Raw genomic sequence first — 20,558 nt, forward strand, 5'->3', positions numbered from 1 at the left:
AACCATACGCCTTATGTTCAGATTAAACTTAAAAATTGCACTACGCAACCTTTGGAGAAACAAGGTAATTACATCCATAAATATTGGTGGCTTAGCTATTGCTTTAGCTGCATTTATTTTGGTTACGATGTATTTTACCTACGAAATAGGTTTTGATAAGGAAAATCCTAACTACAATGAAATTTACGTAATAGGAAGACAGTTGCCTGATTTTAAGACCAATAATACTCCGCCACCATTGGGTAAAGCTATCAAGGCAGAAATACCAGAAGTAGTAGCAGTGGGTATCATGAAAATGAGCTACTTTGAGTTTCCTGTTACCAGTAATAACGGCGTTGTTTTTTTAAGTAAATGCCTCTATCTTGATTATGCTGCGGCAAAAATGTTCAATATTAAGCCCACTAGCGGTTTAACTAAGCCAGAAAGTACAACCGAAAATCTGTTTTACCTCAGTAACGAAAATTATAAAACGCTTTTTCCTCACAATAAAAACGGCCAGCCTGAAATGATTTGGCTCGGGAGTAAATCTGCTAATATGACAGGTAAGTTGAGCGGAAGTATTTTTGCCGATCCCCACTCTAATATTACTTTCGATGCCATTTCATTGATGAAAGAAGTTGGGATAGGCGAAAACTATGGATACAACAACTACAGCACCTATATCCAGGTAAAACCAGGAACAGATATTAAGATACTTGAAGCTAAAATTAATACCCTTTATAAAAAGGAAATGCTTAAAGCCGGAGAAGACCCCAATAATGAGACTTTTAAAGCAACAAAAGCATTTCTTGATCCTTTAAAAAACCAACATCTTAAACCAAAGGCTGGTACCGATGCCAATTATAAAGTACTCATAGCTTTGTCTGTTTTGGGGATTTTGATCTTGGTAATCGCTTGTATCAACTTTACCAATCTAAGTATAGCACAGGCTACCAAACGGGCAAAAGAAGTAGGCGTTAAAAAAGTAATGGGTGCTTACCGCTTTCAGCTTGCCTTTCAATTTTTAACCGAAATTTTAATCCAGTGTTTAGCAGCGACGATATTAGGACTGATTATGGCCGAAATCATCTTGCCAAAATTTAATAACCTGTTCGTGGTCAATTTATCCATTTGGGTAGCCAATAGTGCCTTATTCTGGCAGTTGCCACTTATATTAATTTTTATTACCCTAATTGCCGGCATTTATCCCGCCATGGTATTATCTGGATTTAAGCCTGCCCTTGTTTTAAAAGGTAATTTTCAAACCAGCAAACAGAGCTATTGGTTGCGCAATAGCTTATTAGTGGTTCAGTTTAGCGTAGCGGTAGTTTTTATTATAGGTCTGCTCATCATCAATTCTCAACTAAAATACATGCGTACCCAGGATATTGGTTTCAAACCTGAGCAGGTGGTATACATTAAAAATCTGGCCTATTTTGTTGCGCCAAGTAAATTTGACCCGATACGGAATAGAATTTCTAAAATCCCAGGTGTAAAGTCGGTTACAGTAGCCAATGCCTTGCCAGATGGTTCTGACAGTGGAAAAAATAAATATACTGTTGATGGAAAAGAACAAAGTTTAAGTTTTACAGATGTAGATTTTGATTATTTCGAAACGTTAGATATTAAAATTAAAGAAGGCAGAACATTTTCCAGAGAATTTAAAACCGATACGGCAAATTCTGCTATACTTAATGAAGCTGCAGTAGCAAAGTATGGATTAACCAGCCCTATAGGCAAAACAATAAAAGGCTGCCAGAATAAAGAATATAAGATTGTAGGCGTGATAAAAGATTTTAAAGCGCTTGGATTTGAGAAAGCAGTAGAGCCTGCCATTTACACGATAAATGATCCCTGCGGAAATCCTAAAACAGAAATTATGCTAAAAATAGAAGAAAGCAAGATGTCTGAAGTGCTGAGTACCTTAAAATCGCAGTGGCCAGAAATTAACAAGTTGGATGGAGATAATTTCCGTTACCAATTTCTGGATGAAATGTATGGTAAACTCTTTAAAAAACAAGAGCAACTGCAATCTGTATTTTTTGCGGCGGCTATACTCACCATTTTTATTGCCATACTAGGCCTGTTTGCCTTTGCAAAATACATTACTACCGGCAGGATTAAAGAAATTGCAGTAAGGAAAATTCTTGGTGCAAGTCATTTACAGATTTTCAAACTCATTAATAGTTCATTTTTTGTTATGGTGCTTATTGCCAATATTATTTCCTGGCCATTGGCTTACATTTTAACCAAAAAATGGCTCGAAACCTTTGCATACCGGATTGATCTGCCACTTTTTCCCTTTTTAATCAGTGCCGGCTTAACCATTTTGTTAACCATTATAACCGTAAGTATCCAGGCAAACAGTGCCGTAAAGGCAAACCCTGTTGATGCACTTAAATATGAATAATGGTGTAAGCTTTAAGGTAAAAGGCGTAAGGTAAAAGCGCCCAGACCTTAATCCCTACACTATAACCACTATACTGTATGTTTAAACTGAACTTAAAATCGCACTACGAAGCCTATTTAAAAACAAGGTTTATGCAGCCATTAATATTGGCGGTTTGGCCATTGGCTTAACAGCTTTTGTACTGATGCTCTTATACATTAACCACGAAGAAAGCTACGATACCTGGTCGTCTGAGCTCAAATCTGTTTATCAAATTAGAGAACGTCATAGTTTTTTTACCCCTGATAATAAAGAACATCTACAGGAATCTAATGATAGCAGGGTAGCCAATTTGATCCGTGAAAAAGTTCCACAGGCGATTGCAGTTACAAAAGTAGATCCTGATTGGGATTTCAGAACCGGAAATTCTGTTAAAGTCGGCAATGCCGATCCTATTATAGTTAACAGGATGAAAGATTCCGATAGCAGTTTCTTCCATGTTTTTAAGTATAAGTTTTTACAGGGCAGCGAAAATAATGCGTTAAAGGCACCAAAATCGGTTGTGCTGAAGCAGAGCCTGGCCAAAAAAATATTTGGCGAAGGGAATGTTCTGGGTAAAGTTATCAAGGTAGTTGCCTGGCAAGGAGATGAAGGTACAGATTTAACCGTAACCGGAGTGGTAGAAGACCCTCAAACGCCCGAAACAGCAGGCTTTACCGCTATTATGCGCACAGGGAACAAGGATAAAGACCCCGTTAATCCAACAAATAGCAATTATTGCCAGGTTTATGCGAGGGTAAATGAAGGAGTCAATCCTGAACTTTTAAACCAGACCCTTAAAAAGGTTTATGTTGATTATAAAAAGTCAACAGCGCCACTTAAAAAAATTGAATACAAAAGTTATTTCGCCGATGGTAAATACCTTCAGTTAAAAGCAATTCCATTAACTGAAGTTCATGGTAACCGCCCGTTTGAGATAAGCTGGCTTGAAAAATTAAAGCCTGTAATCGCTATCTGTGTATTTCTCCTGTTGGTGTCGATTATAAACTTTGTTAATCTGGCAACCGCCCAGTCTGTGCAACGTGCTAAAGAGGTTGGGGTTAAAAAAGTAATGGGTGCTTATAAACAGCAACTGATCGGTCAGTTTTTACTGGAGTGCGCATTACAGAGTATAGTTGCCCTGTTCCTGTCGGTGATATTGATTGAGGTATTATTGCCCTCGTTCAACACTCAGTTTCATGTTGAGCTTAGTTTTTGGCATAACCCAAATCTTTTCAATATGCTTTTACAGCTATTCGGTCTTTTTACGCTGGTCACTTTATTGGCCGGTTTTTATCCTGCCTGGATCTTATCCAATTACAATCCTGCAGCAGTATTAAAAGGCAATTACAGCGGCAGTTTAAAGGGCATAATTTTACGAAATTTGCTCGTGGTTTTTCAGTTTATCATTTCGGTAACCTTTATTATTGCCATAATTGTGATGCAGCTACAGACAAATTATCTCAATAATAAGGATTTAGGATTCGAACGGAGCAACCTCATCAACATCAGAGCAGGTTATGATCAAAATCTTGTCGATAAGATAAAACGTATTCCCGGGGTGCAGTATGTGGCTACCACAACCCAGATAATGGGAAATGCCTTTAATGTTCCGGAGCAAATAGAATATAATGGCAATAAAATTTCATTCAATACGGTAACAATAAGCATGGATGCACTTTCCGCACTGGGCGTAAAGCTTTTAAAAGGACGTATTTTTTCAAAAGAATATAAGCAGGATACCATTAATACCGTTGTCCTTAACGAAGCTGCGGCAAAGCTGATCGATAAAAATCCGATTGGTAAAAGTTATAAAATCGCTGACGAGGATAAAATGCTTAATTTTCAGATTATTGGAGTAATTAAAGACTATCATAACGAAGGTTTTGATAAGGAGGTCCTGCCAACACTTTATAAAGTAACCACTTTAGGTGGCACATCCTCTACCAATAACCTGATTGTAAGGTTGAACAGCGATAAGAATGCTGCCATTATCGAAAAAATAAAGGCCGAATGGAAACATATCTATCCCGATTTCCTGATGGAGTACACCACTTTGGATAGTGCTTTTGATAAAGTGCTCGAAAATAATAAACGTTTTATGAGTATGATAGTGCTGTTCAGTATTGTTTCTGTTTCACTTTCACTGCTCGGTCTGTTTGCCCTATCTACTTTTGTAGCAAAACGCCGTACAAAAGAAATTGCCACTAGAAAAATTTTGGGAGCATCCAACATACAGATTGTTGGTCTTTTAAATAAAACGTTCCTGGTTCTGGTAATCATTGCCAATCTCATCAGTTGGCCAGTCGCTTATATTGTGGTGAAAAAATGGCTCAATGGTTTTGCATACCGTATAGATTTGCCATTATACCCATTCTTTCTGGCTACTGTGGTTTCAATCATCATTGCTGTTTTAACGGTAAGTATCCAGGCCAGAAGGGCCGCTTTAGCAAACCCGGTAAAAGCACTTAAATACGAATAACGACCTGCGGATAGCATTTGGTATTCAGCGTAGATTTTTTTGCTGACTGCCAACCGCTTTCCGCTAAACTTTAAAAAATATGATACAACTTACCAATATCGAAAAGTATTACGCCAGTAAAGGTGTTAAAAATTATGTGTTACGTTTGGTAACCACTACGATTAATCAGGGCGAGTTCGTTTCCATTATGGGCCCATCGGGCGCCGGGAAATCGACCTTGCTAAACATTATAGGCATGTTAGAAGAACCCACTTACGGTACTTATAACTTCCTGGGCGAAGATGTAACCAGTTTAAACGAACGCAAACGCATTGAGCTTTACCGCAACCATATCGGTTTTGTTTTTCAGGCTTACCACTTAATTGATGAAATGACCGTTTATGAAAATATTGAAGCCCCATTGCTGTACAAAAAAGTGGGTAGCGCCGAGCGGGCAAGTAGAATTGCCGATCTATTAGACCGCTTTAATATTGTGGCTAAAAAAGATTTATTCCCTAACCAACTTTCAGGCGGGCAGCAGCAACTGGTTGGTATAGCAAGGGCATTGGCTGCACAACCATCTATAATTCTGGCCGATGAGCCAACGGGTAATCTGCAATCGGCACAGGCAGAAGAAATTATGGCGCTGTTTAAAAAGCTAAATCAGGAAGATGGTATTACCATTATACAGGTTACGCACTCCGAAAAAAATGCGCAATACGGAAATAGGATTTTGCACATTGCCGATGGTGTAGTAAAGGAGGATGTGATGGTAGGTTAAACCGAATTTTATTAAGTTGAGCTTTTGCTTGGAGAGATAAACACAGCCTTTAATATTTCAGCTGTGTTTATCTAAATAACTCATTATTTTAGTTGATGAAATGCTCACTGTTCGTATGTCGTATTACTAATCTTCGTGAAAAACTTCTTCCATATTGCTCCAGGTTTCGCCTTTAGCAGCGGCATCGGGCAGTGGGATCTGAGTCGGTGCGGTTTCTTTCCACCAATGTTGCGTAGTGGCATCAGCAGCCATCTTTTTCATATCAGCAGCAAAATCGTTTCCGGTATACTCGAAATAGCTAAAAAGATACTGTTTGCCCTCAATTTCTTTTAAATAAATGGAATAATTATGGATGTTGCATTCTGTTATTTTTTTTAATACCCCTGGCCACACTGCAGCATGTAACTTTTTGTAATAAGCCATCTTTTCGGGCCTCAAACCTGTAATACTGCCATAACGTAACACTTTGTTTACTGCATTTGATGATTTGGCTTCTGTTTTTGCAGGTGGGTTGCAGGCGGAGACCATTAGCACGAAAGCTAAGGCCAAAAAATACATTGTTTTTAAATTTTTCATAAATACCTTTTTTAGGGATCTGTTTATTTAATAACTGGAATGTTTTCAGCGTTTCCGTTTAACTCTAGCACAACAATATAATCAGGCTGGTTGGCCTGGTTGTTAGGAAGTTGCAGAGAAATATCATCCTTTTGCGTTATATTAATGGTTTGGTTATTTAGCAGGTATGCTTTTTTAACTTTTAGACCTGGGATAGCCTTTAAACTCAGTTTGGCCAGGCTGGTGTTTAATACATGAACATACAGTTTATTCCCTTTTCTGGTAGTGGCATAATCACTATTGGGCTGATAAGGGCCACCTAATGTGCCATAAATGGCCTCACCATTGGTTTTTAGCCAATCGCCAATTTCTTTTAAACGTTCTATTTGGCGGGCTTCAATTCTACCATCTGGCATAGGGCCTACATTTAATAAAAGATTGCCATTACCACCTGCAGTTTTCGAAATAATTTCGAGGCACTGTTTTAGCGGTTTCATTTTATCGTTTGGTTTCCAGGCCCATTGGTTACAAATAGTAAAACAGCTTTCCCAGGGCGTAAACATATTTAATTTGCCTACTACTTGTTCGGGTGTGTCGTAATCGCCTATCATTTTAGAAGCATCAATGTTTTTATTTTCCATTGCCGCAAATTCTTTTCCCAAGCGGTTATTGGTAATGATATCGGGTTTTAGGTGTTTTAGATATGCATATAAATCTTTACCCATCTCGTCTGTCCAGGGTTTTTCCCATTGTCCATCAAACCAGAGCATATAAGGATCATATTTGGTAATGAGTTCTTTTAACTGATTTTTCATATAAAGTATATATCGGCTCATGTCTGATTTTGGATCAATCGTTTGGTTTTTTGGAGAGTGGATCGGGTAATCTGGATGATGCCAGTCTAATACCGAGTAATAAATACAGAATTTAATTCCCTGTTTTTTACAGGCTTCGTTTAATGCACCAACAATATCTTTTTTATAAAGTGTATTGGTAATATTGAAATCAGTAAATGCAGTTGGCCATAAGCAGAACCCATCATGATGACGTGCCGTAATGGTCAGATATCTCATTCCGGCATCTTTTGCTGTTTTTACAATGGCGGCGGCATCAAATAGAACTGGGTTGAATTCTTTATAGAGATTGTCATAATCTTCCGTTGGAACCTGATCGCCACGGCTCCAGCCAATCTCGGTACCGCGTAAACTCACTGGCCCCCAATGAATAAACATACCAAATCGTTTATCCATAAAATCGTTCATTACGGAAGCATTTGTTTTAGTTTGCGCGTTAACACTGAAAAAAGTAATTAGTGCAACGAAGAACAAGAGAAATCTTTTCATATTCATTTTATTTAAAGTAGATATATAAAACACCCATTATCACCAATAAAAGCACCGATAGAAATTTGTAGTTGCCTATCCCGCTCCAACCTTTACTTTTAAGGGGTTCCCAAATAGAACTCCAGTACAAAACTTCGCTTTGGGTGGTGTGTTTTACTGGATAGATGTAAGAAAATATAACCTGTATAAATACACAGATACAGAACAGGTAAAAGGCCATCATCATGAAGGGGATTTTACCAATTATAGTTTCTGCACCATATAATTTGTTTACCACAAAAACACTCGCCCCAATAATAGAGCCGAGCAGCAAAGTATATTGCGCCCCTTTTGCCGATGCTTTTTTCCAAAATACCCCCAATAAGAACACACAGGTAATAGGAGGAGCAATATGCGCTATTACATCATTTATGCCTTCGAAAAGGCTTTGATAGCTATTTAATAATGGCAAGAGGGCTATTGAAACGGCTAATGCAATGCCTGCCGACCAGCGACCTACACTAACCAATTTTTTATCGCTGGTTTCGGGTTTAAATCTTTTGTATAAATCATAACTGCTTAATGTAGCGATAGAATTTAATGCACCCGCAATTTGACTCATTAATCCTGATAATAATGCGGCTACCAAAATACCCACCAGTCCTTTGGGCAAAAGCTGGGTAATCATTAATGTATAAATGCCCTTGGTGTTTAACACCGTTTTGCCATTGGCGCCAACAGTTTGCAAACTGGATAAATCCATAGTCCCCGATTTATACAAGATATATGCAAACAAACCCGGTAATACGAAAATAAACACAGGCAAAATTTTGATAAAACCGCAAAATAACGAGCCTACCCGGGCATGGTTTTCATCTTTTGCGCCTAAAACACGTTGTACTATGGTTTGGTCGGCACACCAGTACCAAATACCCAAAACCGGATATCCTAAAAATACGGCTATCCAGCTCATTCCACTCTTATCGCCAATCGGGCGTATCATACTGAGTTTATCCATGGCGTTTTCTTTTTGCAGTATAGCCGTCATATGATCCCAGCCACCAACTTTATTCCACGCAAAAACTGTAATGATAATGGCGCCGGTAATCAACACTAAACTCTGTATGATTTCGGTAACTACAACTGCCCTTAAACCGCCAATAATGGTGTATAATCCGGTTAGCGAGGCAATTACCACTATACTTACATACATATCTATACCGAAAAGGGTTTCGAGTACAATACCACCCGCTAAAAAAGAAAAAGCAATGTGGATAATGATGGCCGATAGAATAGAGATGAATGCCAACCAGTCTCTACAGGCGCGGTTATACCTTCGCTCTAAAAAATCGGGTAAAGTAGAAATACCCGAACGGATATAAAAAGGAATAAATAATAAGGCCAAAAGAATAAGGGTAAATGCCGCCATCCATTCAAAATTGCCATTTAAAAGCCCGCTGTCAAATCCGCTCTGTGCCAAACTTACCAAATGGAGACACGAAATGTTTGTTGCAAACAGCGCCAGGCCAATCATTGGCCATTTAAGCGATTTGCCCGCCAAAAAGTATTCTCCACTGGTGATTTCTTCGTTTTTCTTTTTTCTCGTTCCGGTCCATAAACCTATGGTTACAATAAAAAGTATATAAGCAATGGTAATTACGATATCGGTTGTACTAATCATATTTGGTTAGATTTTGGGTTATTTTAAATCACAGCTGCTTCCCGCTTCTTGTGGAGTGATGTAAACTCCGTTTTCAATTTTAATCGGATTTTTAAAGTGTTGTTTTAAATGGGGGATATGTTCCAGAAATAAAGCTTCATGGCCCATAGCAATATGATTAAACAGTACCAGATGCTGATGTAACTGCCCCATGTCGCCTACGTGTGGCACAACGGGCACACCAAATTTTTTGCACAATAAACTAATCGTGATGAATTCGCTAACGCCGCCAACGCGTACTGCATCCACCTGCGCAAAACCCGTACAGCCAGTTTGTAGGTAATTCTTAAAAATAATACGGTTGGGTACATGTTCTCCCAAAGCCAATTTAATAGGTGCAATTTCTTTGGCTAAAGTCTGGTGTGCCAATACATCATCCGGGTGGGTAGGTTCTTCCACCCAGAAAGGATTCATATTTTTAAGCTCATTACATATTGAAACGGCTTGTGGTAGCGTCCATTGCTGATTGGCATCTAGCATTACTTTTGAGGTTTCTCCGGCAACTTCACGTACAATGTTTGCCCTTCTGATATCACGCTTAGGATCGGCAGATCCTACTTTAAGTTTCATTGCGGTAAAACCATTGGCAATAGCCTTTTTACAGTTTTCGCGTACCTTTTCATCGTCGTAATTAAACCAGCCTACAGAAGTATCGTATCCTGGATAACCGATATCAAGAATAGCTTCTCTCGATTTTTTGAAATCGGTTTGGCTTTGCAGCATGGCAATTGCCTCTTCTTTGGTGAGTACATCTTCCAGGTAGGAGAGATCGAGTGTATTCACAATTTCTTCGGGACTTAAATCGATCAATAGTTTCCAAAGTGGTACGCCGCGTTTTTTTGCCCATAAATCGTAACAGGCATTGGTTACAGAAGCTAATCCTAAATGTACAACACCTTTATGTGGCCCTAACCACCTAAATTGCTGTTCGTTTGATAACGTGCGAAAAGTCTGTCCAAAATCGCTCATCAGCTCTTCAATATCTTTTCCTTTTAAGGTATTGGCGTAAAATTGAGCGGCATTGCAGACCAAATCGTTACCAGCGCCAAGTGTAAAGGCTAGCCCTGCTCCTGTTATGCCGTTTTCGTTGGTTAAATTGGTAACCGCATAAGAGTATTGAGGATCTTTATGTATAGCATCGCTGCCTGCACCGGTTGATAGTTCAAATCGTTTGTCGCTAATTTCTATTTTGTTTATCATGTTAACAATCTGGATTATATGATGGTTCTGTATCCTAGTTCGGCTCCACCGCTTACCGGTAAAATAGTTCCAGTTATAAATCTTGCAGCATCGCTGAGTAAGAATAAGCAAGCATCTGCAATTACATCGCCAGCTGGCATGCTTCCCAAAGGTTGGAGTTTATCCAAGTAATGTTGTATTTCTTCTTTATTGGGTTGTTCTTTGCTCCATGATTGCAGGGTTGGGGTATTAATCGCTGCGGGCGAAACCGCATTAACGCGTATTCTGTATGGTGCATAATCTAAAGCCATGGCTTTCGTTAATGCATTAATTGCACCCTTTGTAGCTACATAAACGGCATGATTGTTTTGCCCAATGGTGCCTACCATTGAGCTGGTATTTAAAATACAGCCCTTTGTTTTTTTAAGATGCCCGATGCCATGTCGGGTGGTATATAAAATGCTTTTTAAGTTAACATTCATCAATAAATCCCACTCAGCATCTGTCGTTTGATCGAGCGTTTTTGAAGGATGTGCAATCCCCGCATTGTTATGTATGGCATCTATAGCACCAAATTTTTCGATGATGGTTTTAAAAGCATCTGCTACTTCATTTTCATTAACTAGATTGCAGACTATGGCTGTTTTTTGCGCTGTTTCGAGTTCATTGAGTTTGTTTTCGGCTATTGGGTTTTTATCAAGGATACAAACAGTAGCACCAGCTTTTGAATAGGCCTTTGCACATTCCCAGCCAATGCCATCGGCACCTCCTGTTAGTACAATAATTTTATGATGAAGCATGTTGTTTAATTTGGTTAGTATTTGTAATAGCTAATTTATTAAGGAAAAAAGAGATTAACCGAGGCATAATTCGCTAATAATGATGTTATATTAGCCGTTTTATTGAAGTTATTTGTATTAATTGGTAATTTATGATGTAAATGGTAAATTACTTTTCCATAACCAAATAGCCATCATAAGTAATAAAACTGACGGTAAAGAAAATAGTCTGTATCAAATGAAACCGATTTTTGCCAAAATACTCGATGGAAAAGTAAATGATGTTTACGGCACAAAGATTGTAAATGCGCCTTACTTTTCTACCGAATTCCATTTTCACGAAGAATGCCAGCTTACCTATAACGTTGAGAGTGAAGGGCGGCGCATGATCGGTGATAGTATTGAAGATTTTAATAACGAAGACATGATTTTTGTAGGCGCTAATTTGCCTCATGTATGGCACAATAGTCAGCAGTATTTTAGCGATTCGACACCAAATATCCATGCACATTCGATTTCGCTTTTTCTCCATCCCGAAAAAATACTGGATATTTTTCATGAGCCAGAGAATATACAGAAGCTTAAAAATTTTTTTCAACTGGCTAAACGCGGAATGAAATTTAACTTTTCGGCCAGAAAGGAAATAAAACCTTTGTTGTTAAAAATTGCTCAGGCAACAGAAGAAATAACGCGTTTAATAGGGGTGCTGGAAATTTTAAACCTGCTTTGTCAAAATAAAGATTATGTGTTACTGGCGAGCCCGGGCTATACTAATAACTATCAGTTAAAAGATAATGATAGAATGGATAAAATTTTGAAATATGTTTTCGATAATTTTAATAAAGAGATATTGTTGAGAGATGCTGCCGAGATGACCAATATGAATAAACAGGCTTTTTGCAGATACTTTAAAAACCGCACACAGAAAACTTTTGTAACTTTTGTTAATGAAGTAAGAATTGGGCATGCCTGCAAATTAATTGCCGAAAGTGATCACCAGATTAGTGAAATGGCTTATATATGTGGTTTTAATAGTCTTTCCAATTTTAACAAATTTTTCAAGCTGGCCAAAGGGGTTACCCCAAAAGAATATAAAAAAATGTTAATTGCAGATTGATCCGGTTAAAACTTGCTGAATGAAGATTAGCCTTTGAAAAGACCTCTTTTAAACATACTAATCTTTACTAAATCCTATATTTGCTTCATGCAAAAAACGTTTACCGATCAGATGGGGCGGGAGGTTACTATCAATTTCCCACCCAAACGGATTATTTCTATAGTACCCTCCCAAACAGAATTGTTATTTGATTTAGGATTGGATCAGGAAATTATCGGATTGACCAAATTTTGCATCCATCCGATAGAAAAATTTGCAGAAAGAACCAAGGTTGGTGGAACAAAAAAACTCAACATCGATTTAATCAAAGATTTAAAACCCGACTTGATTATTGGGAATAAAGAAGAAAATACGCAAAGCGACATAGAAGAACTTGCAGCAGACTTTCCGGTTTGGATGAGCGACATTTTCACTTTAGATGATGCCATGAAGACGATTGGCCAGATAGGAGAGCTTGTAGATCGCGAACCAGAAGCCAGTTACCTTAATCATCTTATTTCGACAGGATTTAACGATCTGAAGACACTTGCACTTCAACATCACATAGATAAAAAGGTAGCGTACCTCATCTGGCGCAAGCCCTATATGGTTGCTGGAAAAAATACCTTTATAAATGATATTCTATTAATCAATGGTATGACAAATGTGGTTACGCAAGAACGTTATCCATCGATTACACTCGCAGAACTGAAAGCTTTAAATTGCGAACTGATCCTGCTTTCGTCAGAACCCTATCCTTTTGGCGAAAAACATATTGAAGAAATACAAGCGGCTATTCCCGAGGTAAAAATTATACTGGTAGATGGAGAAATGTTCAGCTGGTATGGAAGTAGATTGGTTAAAGCCGTTCAATACTTTTTTGAGTTTCAGAAGCAAATTATTAGCTTTTAAAGGCAAATTTTTATAATTTGTAGCATATGGTTAAATTATCCCGTTATCATAGCATCACCGATAAAAAACAAATCATAATCAGATGAGAAAAATATTAATACTATCCTTGTTCGTAGCCGTAATTTCCAGTTGCCGTTCAATGAAAAACGGAGGAAACTCCAGTACGGTTACCGCAAGTGGAACAATTGAAAAATTAGGCATGACTACCTTTCAATACGGCACACATTTATTAAAAGCAGAAAATAAAACTTATGCCTTAAAAAGTGCAAGCATCAATCTTGATACCTATTTAGATAAGAAGGTTACCATAAAAGGGAAAAAGGTTTCTGGCTATCCATTAGAAGGCGGACCTGAATTTATCGATGTAACGCTAGTGAAATTTTGATATCTACCTGGTTAAGACAATGGCGTCTCTCCCGTGAAAACGGGAATCCTAAAGCTTCACCCATGGTTCATTAACTTTCTAATGCATTAAGATTGCCAGTCACAACCTTTGAGATTAAATTTTGTTTCTTCACAAAGCATTCCAAAGATTTGATTATTCAATTTAGTTTCTATCTTTGCAATCCTTAAAACATCCTATCTGCGGAAGTGGCGTAATTGGTAGCCGCACCAGACTTAGGATCTGGCGCTTCACGGCGTGGGGGTTCGAGTCCCTTCTTCCGCACAACAAGATCAACCGTTCCGATTTAAACATCAGAACGGTTTTTTTATGGCACATATCTCCACAAACCATCACGAAATTCTCCATTGTTAAAATTTTTCTCCTTAAAAATTAAAGAGTTAACAGTTTTTGGTCGAAATAATCAATAAAATATTGCCCATGCCTTTTGATTATTCAATCTTGTTTCTATCTTTGCAGTCCTTACAACATCCTAACTGCGGAAGTGGCGTAATTGGTAGCCGCACCAGACTTAGGATCTGGCGCTTCACGGCGTGGGGGTTCGAGTCCCTTCTTCCGCACAACAAGATAAAGGCCGTTCCGATTTAAAAATCGGAACGGTTTTGTTTTTAAAAACATTGATTAATAAAAATTGATGTGCTGTTTTAATTGAAGCGATATGTGCTGTTTGTCTCAAATCTCATATCTCGATCTCAAGTCTAATTGTACATCTCAATACTCATATCTCAGAAAAAATGAATATTACACAGGAAAAAACCGGCAACTTAAATGCTGTTGTAAAAATCAAAATCGCACCTGCTGATTACACTGGAAAAGTAGAGAAAGCCATTAAAGATCAAGCTAAAAAAGCACAATTACCTGGTTTCCGTAAAGGAATGGTTCCTGCTGCCCACATTAAAAAAATGTATGGCAAAAGTATCTTGGTAGAAGAGGTTAACAACTTATTGAACGATACCTTATCTAACTATATCGCTGAACAAAAATTAGAAATTTTAGGTCAACCACTTCCTAAAATGGACGATGAACGCGAATTTAAATGGGACAATACAGATGATTTCGAATTTGATTATGAGTTAGGTTTAGCGCCAGCTTTTGATGTAAATCTTTCATCTAAAGATAAATTTACAGAATATGTAATTAAAGCTGATAAAGAAACTTTAGAAAGCCGTATCAAAAATATCCGTCGTAGCTATGGTAAAATGACTAATCCTGAAGTTTCGGCTGATGATGATGTGCTTTATGCCGAATTAACCCAGGTGGCTGCAGATGGCACAGCTGTTGAAGGTGGTATTACCAGTACAGCAAGTGTTCGTTTAGATCAGATTAAAGATAAAAAGATCCTTAAATCGTTAATTGGTTTAAAGAAAGACGATGAAGTAACCATCGACATTCAAAAAGCATTTGAAGATGCTGCTGTAATTGCAAAAGCTTTAAATATTTCAGAAGAAGAGGCTGCTGCGTTAAAAGCAAACTTTAAGCTTCACGTTAAAAACGTTAACCGTTTAGAAGAGTCTGACTTAAACCAAGAGTTTTTTGATAAATTATTTGGTGAAGGTACAGTAACCGACGAAGCTGGTTTCAGAGCGAAAATTACTGAAGAAGTAGAAAGTATGTTTAAGCAAGATGCTGAACGTAAATTATCGAACGATATTTATGAAGCACTTTTAACTAAGCACAATTTCGAATTGCCAGATGAGTTTTTACGTCGTTGGTTAAAAGCCACAAATGAGAAACTAACTGACGAGGAATTGGCAGAAGGTTATGATGATTTCGCTAAAAACCTTAAATGGACTTTAATCGAAAACAAAATCATTAAAGATAACAGCATCGAAATTAAATATGAGGATGTAGTTCAGGCGGCTAAAGCTAAATTAGATGCACAGTTCAGAATGTATAGCCCAAGTCCACTTCCAGAAGATCAATTGGCTCAATATGCTGTTCAGTTTTTGCAGGAAAAAGAAAATGCAAACCGCGTTTTTGAAGAAGTAAAAGCATTAAAAACTTTCGAGCAAATCAAATCTGTTGTTACTTTAGAGCAAAAAGATATTGATTATGATAAGTTTGTAGCGCTAGTGGAGAAAAAAGCATAGAGCTAAGAGCTTTTAAAATCACAATATAAAATCCTATTTTGCTGAGTGGCAAAATTTAGATTTCAAGACTTGCTAATTTGGCAGAGCGCTATAATTGTAGGTGATAAATTGATCGATATTTCTGAGAAATCAGAAGAAATAAAAAAGTTTAGATTCGCAGAGCAGCTTCGAGGAGCTGCTCTTAGCGTATCCAATAATATCGCAGAAGAGTCTGGTTCTAATTCTGCTGCCGATTTCAAACGTTTTTTTAACTATGCACATCGGTCCATCTTCGAAAATGCCAATATTCTTTTGGTGTTAAATTTAAGATTACTAGTTTCTGACAAGGATTTGGCAGATTTATTGGAAGATTTAGATATTTTAGCAAGGATGATTTCCAGCTTTTCTAAAAGTTTGAAGAAGCGGAGTGCTATATTGTCATAGATTTCGATGTGGTATACTCTTTGTCTAAACCAACATAATTAAAATATTATTTATATTTTGGTTTTTTATTATTCACGAAACGATGGGGAACAGGAACTCGAAACTCTATGCCCTCTGCTAAAAAAAACTCATACTATGAACATAGATTCACAAGAATTCAGAAAATTTGCCGTTAAACATCAGGGAATTGGCGGTTTACATGTAGATAAATTTATTGCTCAGGCTAATCTGAACCCTAAGAGCATGACACCATATATCATTGAAGAACGCCAGTTGAATGTAGCGCAAATGGACGTTTTTTCAAGATTAATGATGGATCGTATTATCTTTTTAGGTGATGCGATTTACGATCAGAATGCGAATATCATTCAGGCACAGTTGTTGTTTTTGCAATCAACAGATGCTGATAGGGATATTCAGATCTACATTAACTCACCAGGTGGCTCGGTTTATGCTGGTTTAGGTATTTACGATACCATGCAATATATACAGCCAGATGTAGCTACAATCTGTACTGGTATGGCCGCATCAATGGGTGCAGTTTTATTGGTAGCAGGTGCAAAAGGAAAACGTGCTGCATTGCCTCACTCAAGGGTAATGATCCACCAACCATCTGGCGGTGCACAAGGTGTGGCATCCGATATGGAGATCAACTTGAGAGAGATGTTGAAATTGAAAAAAGAATTATACGATATTATTTCAGAGCACTCTGGCCAAACATACGATTGGGTAGAGAAAGCTTCAGATCGCGATTACTGGATGACAGCTGACGAGGCAAAAGGATTTGGTATGGTTGATGAGGTGTTATCGAGAAACGCAAAAAAAGATGGCGAAACAAAATAAAGAATCCCGTTGTTCATTCTGCCATTCTGGCAAGCATGAAACGTTAATGTTGATTGAAGGTATGGATGCATTTATCTGCGATAAATGTGTAACCCAGGCCAATCAATTGCTTGCGCAAGAATTAGGGACCAAAGGGACGAAAAATATTCAAGAGGCGATAAACTTATTAAAACCTCTTGAAATTAAACAACATCTTGATCAGTATGTTATTGGTCAGGATGATGCAAAAAAGGTATTATCTGTTGCCGTTTACAATCACTACAAACGTTTAAATCAAAAAGTTGATAAAGACGAGATTGAGATTGAAAAATCAAATATCATGTTGGTGGGCGAAACGGGTACCGGTAAAACACTTTTGGCTAAAACCATTGCGAAAATTTTGCATGTACCATTCTGTATTTGCGATGCTACGGTTTTAACAGAAGCAGGTTATGTAGGTGAAGATGTTGAAAGCATTTTAACACGATTGCTTCAGGCTGCAGATTATGATGTAACAGCTGCCGAACGTGGTATTGTATATATTGATGAGGTAGATAAGGTAGCACGTAAAAGCGATAACCCATCTATTACACGTGATGTATCAGGAGAAGGTGTTCAGCAGGCTTTATTGAAAATTTTAGAAGGTACGGTTGTAAACGTTCCACCTCAGGGCGGGCGTAAACATCCAGATCAGAAAATGATCCCGGTAAACACTAATAACATTCTGTTTATCTGTGGTGGAGCATTTGATGGTATAGAACGTAAAATTGCCAATCGTTTACGCACACAGGCTGTTGGTTATAAAGTAAAGAAAGATGAAACAGTTTTAGATCTTAAAAATCTTTATAAGTATATTACACCTCAGGATTTGAAATCTTTTGGATTGATTCCAGAATTAATTGGTCGTATACCGGTTCTTTCTCACTTAAATCCATTGGATAAAGAATCGTTAAGAAATATTTTAACCGCGCCCAAAAATTCATTAATCAAGCAATATGTGAAGCTTTTTGCTTACGAAGACGTAAAGCTTGTTTTTGATGAAGATGTTTTAGACTTTATTGTAGATAAAGCAATGGAGTATAAACTAGGTGCCCGTGGTTTAAGATCAATCTGCGAAGCGATTATGTTGGATGCGATGTTTGATACGCCAACGCAAACGGACGTCAAGGAACTGCACATCAATCTCGATTACGCGATAGAGAAATTTGAAAAGGCCGACTTTAAAAAGTTGCAGGCCGCTTAAAAACCAAATCCTTCCCGTAATTCGGGAGGGATTTTTTTTAATACAATATTTGTTAACGCTAGGCGCCAAACGCTATGCTCAAAACGAAAAGAATATGAACGAAGAAAAAGACGTAAAAAAAGACGAGGAAATTGTAGAGAAATCGAAAAAAGTAAGAGAAGTAGAAAGTCCTGTTAAATCGGGATTAAAATCGAAAGACGAAATTGTTAAAAACTGGTTGCCACGCTATACTGGCCGTCCATTGGATCAATTTGGCGATTATATCCTGTTAACCAATTTTAGTAAGTATGTAAGCATGTTTTCGGAATGGAACGATAATGCACCGATTATGGGTTTAGATAAGCCTATGCAAAGTGTTACAGCCAACGGAATTACAATTATCAATTTTGGTATGGGAAGCCCTTTGGCTGCAACCATGATGGATTTATTAACAGCCATTAAACCTAAAGCAGTTTTGTTTTTAGGTAAATGCGGTGGTTTAAAAAAGAAAAACCAATTAGGCGATTTAATTTTGCCTATTGCTGCAATTAGGGGAGAAGGAACCTCAAATGATTACCTGCCGGCAGAAGTACCCGCATTGCCAGCATTCGCCTTGCAGAAAGCGATTTCTACAACCATACGCGATCATGGTAGGGATTATTGGACCGGGACCTGTTATACCACCAACCGCAGGGTTTGGGAGCATGATAAAGAATTTAAAAAATATTTGAAAACATTACGTGCAATGGCGGTAGATATGGAAACGGCAACCATTTTTACCACGGCTTTTGCAAACAAAATTCCAGCTGGCGCATTACTTTTGGTGTCCGATCAGCCGATGATACCTGAAGGTGTTAAAACTGCCGAAAGCGATAGCAGCGTAACGGAAAAGTATGTAGAAACACATTTAAGAATTGGTATTGATTCGTTGAAACAGTTAATCAATAACGGATTAACCGTGAAACATTTGTTGTTTTAATCTGCGATAACGTCATCCTGAACTTGTTTCAGGATCTTTTCGGCTTGAATTATTAGCAAGTTAGGTGCTGAAATAAATTCAGCATGACCTATCAAGTATAATCATCATCCTATCACGATTTTACTTCAGCTTCGGGCTCTTTTGCCTGCGAAAAGGAAAACTATTTAAACAAAAAAAGATCGGCATCTGCCGATCTTTTAATATCTGTTAGAATTAAAAATCCTATCCTAAATAAGATTTTAAGATTTTACTTCTTGAAGTATGACGTAAGCGTTGTAACGCTTTATCTTTAATCTGACGAACACGCTCGCGTGTTAAGTTAAATTTCTCACCAATTTCCTCTAGAGAAAGTGGATGGTTAGAACCTAAGCCGAAGAATAAAACGATAATTTCTCTTTCTCTTTCCGTTAAGGTAGATAAAGAACGTTTAATTTCTTCCGATAGAGATTCGTTGATCAATGAGCTATCGGTATTTGGTTCGTGGTTTTCCAATACATCTAACAATGTATTTTCTTCACCTTGAACAAACGGTGCATCCATTGATACATGGCGGCCAGAGTTACTTAAAGTGTCTGAAATTTTATCCACCGTAGTTTCCAAAATATCAGCAAGTTCTTCCGGAGACGGCTCACGTTCGTATTCTTGCTCTAATTTAGAGAAAGCTTTACTGATTTTGCTTAATGAACCTACCTGGTTTAAAGGTAAACGTACAATACGGCTTTGCTCGGCAATTGCCTGCAAAATAGATTGACGAATCCACCAAACGGCATAAGAGATGAATTTGAAACCTTTGGTCTCATCAAAACGTTTTGCCGCTTTAATTAAACCCAGGTTACCTTCGTTAATTAAGTCTCCTAAAGTTAAACCCTGATTTTGATATTGTTTTGCAACAGATACAACGAAACGCAAGTTCGTTTTAGTTAACCGCTCTAATGCAGCCTGATCGCCCTCACGAATCTTCCTTGCTAAAATTACTTCCTCTTCTGCTGTTATTAAATCTACTTTGCCAATTTCGTGTAGGTATTTATCTAATGACTGACTTTCACGGTTGGTAATGGATTGCGTTATCTTGAGTTGTCTCATTTATACGAATTGTGTGCTCTTTAATTATTGAGTGTGCAAAGTTACGAAATTGTATAGCAATCCGAAAGGATAAAATACTGAAAATGTTGCTGTTTGCACAAGTTTTTTACAGTTTTACTTGTAGCAAAAATCATTCCAAATAAAATTATGGCAGTGAATGTGTTATTGTTGGCGTTATAATTGATTTTCGGATATTATTTATTGTAAATCGATAAATATATTTTGAATTATAATAATTTATTATTTATGTTTGTATCGTAAATAATTAAATAAACATGACGTTTCTTAAATTTTCAATAATTTAAAGCAAATATCAAAAGCCAT

General features: G+C 37.6%; 17 protein-coding genes and 2 tRNA genes. 13 read left to right on the forward strand and 6 right to left on the reverse strand.

The window, feature by feature from the left end:
* Positions 1 to 13: 13 nt before the first annotated feature.
* The 3 genes from H9N25_RS04490 (at position 14) to H9N25_RS04500 (ending at position 5,649) form a co-directional block, all read left to right on the forward strand.
* On the forward strand, positions 14 to 2,389 hold the full coding sequence (locus H9N25_RS04490) for an ABC transporter permease (RefSeq protein ID WP_190328082.1): 2,376 nt from the start codon (positions 14 to 16) through the stop codon (positions 2,387 to 2,389).
* Between the two features lie 145 nt (positions 2,390 to 2,534).
* Entirely contained in the window at positions 2,535 to 4,889 is a 2,355-nt protein-coding gene (locus H9N25_RS04495; protein ID WP_223833738.1) for an ABC transporter permease, read from the forward strand.
* Positions 4,890 to 4,968: 79 nt separating this feature from the next.
* The gene (locus H9N25_RS04500) at positions 4,969 to 5,649 is read left to right on the forward strand and encodes an ABC transporter ATP-binding protein (RefSeq protein ID WP_190328084.1); all 681 of its coding nucleotides are present in this window, start codon (positions 4,969 to 4,971) and stop codon (positions 5,647 to 5,649) included.
* A gap of 126 nt (positions 5,650 to 5,775) precedes the next feature.
* Here the strand turns inward: H9N25_RS04500 and H9N25_RS04505 are convergent, their stop codons facing one another.
* From H9N25_RS04505 to H9N25_RS04525, 5 genes are read right to left on the reverse strand one after another with little or no spacing between them, the layout of a single operon-like run.
* Positions 5,776 to 6,225 carry an L-rhamnose mutarotase gene (locus H9N25_RS04505; protein WP_190328085.1) on the reverse strand — a complete coding sequence of 150 codons (450 nt, stop codon included), beginning with the start codon at positions 6,223 to 6,225 and terminating at the stop codon, positions 5,776 to 5,778.
* Positions 6,226 to 6,248: 23 nt separating this feature from the next.
* On the reverse strand, positions 6,249 to 7,547 hold the full coding sequence (locus H9N25_RS04510; RefSeq protein WP_190328086.1) for an alpha-L-fucosidase: 1,299 nt from the start codon (positions 7,545 to 7,547) through the stop codon (positions 6,249 to 6,251).
* Between the two features lie 7 nt (positions 7,548 to 7,554).
* Positions 7,555 to 9,207: a sodium:solute symporter gene (locus H9N25_RS04515; protein ID WP_190328087.1), complete on the reverse strand. Its 1,653-nt coding sequence runs from the start codon at positions 9,205 to 9,207 to the stop codon at positions 7,555 to 7,557.
* Between the two features lie 18 nt (positions 9,208 to 9,225).
* Positions 9,226 to 10,446 (reverse strand): enolase C-terminal domain-like protein, encoded by a 1,221-nt coding sequence (locus tag H9N25_RS04520; RefSeq protein ID WP_190328088.1) that lies wholly within the window; start codon positions 10,444 to 10,446, stop codon positions 9,226 to 9,228.
* A 14-nt stretch (positions 10,447 to 10,460) separates the two neighbouring features.
* Complete coding sequence (locus H9N25_RS04525; protein WP_190328089.1) at positions 10,461 to 11,225, reverse strand: SDR family NAD(P)-dependent oxidoreductase; 765 nt, start codon at positions 11,223 to 11,225, stop codon at positions 10,461 to 10,463.
* 217 nt (positions 11,226 to 11,442) lie between these two features.
* On the opposite strand from H9N25_RS04525, the gene H9N25_RS04530 reads away from it, so the two are divergent.
* From H9N25_RS04530 to H9N25_RS04575, 10 genes are all read left to right on the forward strand, one after another.
* Positions 11,443 to 12,321, forward strand: a complete 879-nt coding sequence (locus H9N25_RS04530) for an AraC family transcriptional regulator (RefSeq protein WP_190328090.1) — start codon at positions 11,443 to 11,445, stop codon at positions 12,319 to 12,321.
* An 87-nt stretch (positions 12,322 to 12,408) separates the two neighbouring features.
* Positions 12,409 to 13,212 (forward strand): helical backbone metal receptor, encoded by an 804-nt coding sequence (locus tag H9N25_RS04535; protein WP_190328091.1) that lies wholly within the window; start codon positions 12,409 to 12,411, stop codon positions 13,210 to 13,212.
* 82 nt (positions 13,213 to 13,294) lie between these two features.
* Positions 13,295 to 13,597 (forward strand): hypothetical protein, encoded by a 303-nt coding sequence (locus H9N25_RS04540; protein WP_190328092.1) that lies wholly within the window; start codon positions 13,295 to 13,297, stop codon positions 13,595 to 13,597.
* Between the two features lie 200 nt (positions 13,598 to 13,797).
* Positions 13,798 to 13,879: transfer RNA gene (locus H9N25_RS04545), tRNA-Leu, on the forward strand.
* A gap of 214 nt (positions 13,880 to 14,093) precedes the next feature.
* Positions 14,094 to 14,175, forward strand: a tRNA-Leu gene (locus H9N25_RS04550).
* Between the two features lie 174 nt (positions 14,176 to 14,349).
* Positions 14,350 to 15,705 carry a trigger factor gene (gene tig / locus H9N25_RS04555; RefSeq protein ID WP_167293603.1) on the forward strand — a complete coding sequence of 452 codons (1,356 nt, stop codon included), beginning with the start codon at positions 14,350 to 14,352 and terminating at the stop codon, positions 15,703 to 15,705.
* A 45-nt stretch (positions 15,706 to 15,750) separates the two neighbouring features.
* Entirely contained in the window at positions 15,751 to 16,128 is a 378-nt protein-coding gene (locus tag H9N25_RS04560; RefSeq protein ID WP_190328093.1) for a four helix bundle protein, read from the forward strand.
* Between the two features lie 135 nt (positions 16,129 to 16,263).
* Positions 16,264 to 16,971, forward strand: coding sequence for an ATP-dependent Clp endopeptidase proteolytic subunit ClpP (gene clpP / locus H9N25_RS04565; RefSeq protein ID WP_057932889.1), 708 nt, complete (start codon positions 16,264 to 16,266; stop codon positions 16,969 to 16,971).
* A complete protein-coding gene (clpX, locus tag H9N25_RS04570) occupies positions 16,955 to 18,193 on the forward strand; it encodes an ATP-dependent Clp protease ATP-binding subunit ClpX (RefSeq protein WP_167293605.1) in 1,239 nt (412 codons plus the stop codon). The genes clpP and clpX overlap by 17 nt, the downstream gene beginning before the upstream one ends.
* A gap of 94 nt (positions 18,194 to 18,287) precedes the next feature.
* Positions 18,288 to 19,151: an AMP nucleosidase gene (locus H9N25_RS04575; RefSeq protein ID WP_190328094.1), complete on the forward strand. Its 864-nt coding sequence runs from the start codon at positions 18,288 to 18,290 to the stop codon at positions 19,149 to 19,151.
* Between the two features lie 222 nt (positions 19,152 to 19,373).
* Here H9N25_RS04575 and H9N25_RS04580 read toward each other — a convergent pair whose 3' ends face one another.
* Complete coding sequence (locus H9N25_RS04580; RefSeq protein ID WP_010601359.1) at positions 19,374 to 20,234, reverse strand: sigma-70 family RNA polymerase sigma factor; 861 nt, start codon at positions 20,232 to 20,234, stop codon at positions 19,374 to 19,376.
* Positions 20,235 to 20,558 lie beyond the last annotated feature (324 nt).

This window comes from Pedobacter riviphilus (assembly GCF_014692875.1).
In the GTDB taxonomy this organism is placed as follows: domain Bacteria; phylum Bacteroidota; class Bacteroidia; order Sphingobacteriales; family Sphingobacteriaceae; genus Pedobacter; species Pedobacter riviphilus.